Below are 2,396 nucleotides of genomic sequence, written 5' to 3'. Positions count from 1 at the left end.
CTGTTGCCTCTGAAGCAACAGCAGCTGGCCCAGGTGGCGCACCAGCTCCTGCTGCTCCGGTAATTGTTACTTCACCAACTATTGCAGTACCGCAAGGTGCAGGCGGCACAGGTGGCGATGCAGGTATATCTGAAGTCGGTAACTAACCGTTAATAAAATAATAAAAACGCAGCCTTTTGGCTGCGTTTTACTTTATATGGCTTATTTTTTTAGCCCTTCTTTTAGGCTCTTAGTTTAGAGAACCCTGTGAATCGTTTTATATTTTTTTTACTATGTGCAATTTTATTTTTGCTGCCCTTACCATTAGGTAGTTACCGCCCTTGGGCAATTTTAGCAATGGGGATATTAATTAGTGCTACCTTTTTCATCCATTTAGTTTTCAGCAGTATTAATAACGAGCACCCTTTATACCCACCTTTATATTCTTGGCCCTTATTTACTGTACTCGGTATAGTTGCGGGCGTATGCGCAGTACAAATGTTTACCGTAAGCGTTGACCCGTTTCAGACTAAACAAATGCTAATTAAAACAAGTTTTATGATTTTGTTTTGTTGGCTTGTATTTATTTATTGCAATAGCGAAAAGCGTATTAAAAATTTAATATATGCAATTATAAGTGCTGGCGTGTTTCAGGCTTTATACGCTACTTATTTAAATTTGTCGCCTGATATTATTAGCCCACTATTTGGTTATAAACATACCGAACGTGCTATTGGTACCTTTACCTACTCAAACTTTTTAGCAAATTTTTTAGCTTTATGTTTATGTTTGGGCATTGGTGTTTTGGTTAGCGAATTAAAACGCTCTACTAGCGATTATAAACAAACATTAAAACAAACGCTTCGGGCGTGGACTGAAATACTTTTAAGCTCAAAAATAATTTTACGTATTTCGTTAATTATTATTATTGTTGCGTTAATTTTAACCCGTAGCCGTATGGGTAACTCTGCATTTTTTATTGCATTAATGGTTGTTAGCTTACTCGCGTTTTTTATTTACAGGCAAAAACCTAAAGCGTTTAAACTACTTATAGTTAGTTTTTTTATAATCGATTTAATTATTATCGGCGCTATATTTGATGTAGAAAAAGTTAAACAGCGTATAAGCGAAACCAGTATTTCATCAGAAACCCGTGACGAAGTTGTACGTGATTCAATACCCCTCATTTTAGATAAGCCTTTGTTGGGCTCTGGTGGTGGTACATTTTATACTGCGTTTCCGGCGTATCAGTCTGAGCCTTATTCAGGTTACTACGATAATGCCCATAACGATTACGTACAGTTTGCAGTAGAGCTGGGTATACCCACTACAGCCGCACTGGGCTCACTTATACTTTATTGTTTATGGTTATGTATAGCGACTATGCGAAAGCGTAAAACAGCGTTGTTTCAGGGCGTTGCTTTTGGCTGTGCCATTGCAATTATAGATATGCTGCTGCATTCGTTGGTAGATTACTCTTTACAAGCTGGTGCAAACTCAATGTTGTTTATGACTATTTTATGCTTGGCAATATTGAGTAGTAAGTTACCTGCGTCTAAACGAAGCAGAAAAGAGCATGGTTAAATACAAAATATAAGTAGTAAAATATATAACAAATTAAATCACTACAGAGAGCACCGAGAAAAAAAGGAGTAGTGACCAACCATTACTAGTATTTCCTCTGTGTAGCGCAAAGGGCCTCTGTGCTCTCAGTGGTGGGATCCATTTTTAAGTAATAAGAAGCTGCGCTTTAATGTTTGAATTCATTAGTAAACAACTGATTAAATCACCACAGAGAACACTGAGAAGAAAAGGAGTAGTGACCAATCATTACTAGTATTTCCTCTGTGTAGCGCAAAGCGCCTCTGTGCTCTCAGTGGTAGGATCCATTTTTAAGTAATAAGAAACTGCGCTTTTACGTTTATGAGTAACTTATTACTTATGCTCTAAATCAAACTCAGTTAAATGGCCATCGCCGTGTATTAACTGGTAGCGGGCTAAATTCCCCTGCTCTAGTGTTATTAAACTAATAGCTGAGTCGCTTACTAAGTATTTTTGCCCTTCGCCTATGGTTTGGTGTTTATCTACTTCCATGTGCCAGCGTTTGGTAAAAAAGTTTAAAGGGCTTTTTGGGCCGTATAGAATTGAATCTAGTTTATCGAGTATGTTTATTAATTTGCGCGGGAACTCGTTTTTAATACCGCTGGCGGTAAGTTGCCAAATTCGATTGGGGTGATCGCCAAAACGCTTTTGCACCGAAAAACAAAATGAGTAATGTACGTCTCCCGATAAAATAAGCGTTTCGTTTGGAGTGTCGGTTCGTCTAAAGGTATCGAGTAGCTTTTTGGCTGATCCTTCGTGCGCCATCCAGTTTTCTACGTCAACCATGAGTGGTTGGCCACATATGTTAAACATGG

The 2,396-nt window shown here is 38.2% G+C and carries 1 protein-coding gene and 1 pseudogene; one reads left to right on the top strand and one right to left on the bottom strand.

Annotation, left to right across the window (positions count from 1 at the left end; translation table 11 throughout):
- Positions 1-246: 246 nt before the first annotated feature.
- Positions 247-1,563 (top strand): O-antigen ligase family protein, encoded by a 1,317-nt coding sequence (locus tag L656_RS0101195; RefSeq protein WP_024597879.1) that lies wholly within the window; start codon positions 247-249, stop codon positions 1,561-1,563.
- 351 nt (positions 1,564-1,914) lie between these two features.
- Here L656_RS0101195 and L656_RS0101190 read toward each other — a convergent pair.
- A pseudogene (locus L656_RS0101190) lies at positions 1,915-2,396 on the bottom strand (metallophosphatase); the annotation flags it as partial.

The organism is Pseudoalteromonas sp. TAE56 (genome assembly GCF_000497955.1).
GTDB lineage: Bacteria > Pseudomonadota > Gammaproteobacteria > Enterobacterales > Alteromonadaceae > Pseudoalteromonas.
Note: the sequence above shows the minus strand (reverse complement) of the source record. Positions and strands in the feature narration are given on the sequence as shown.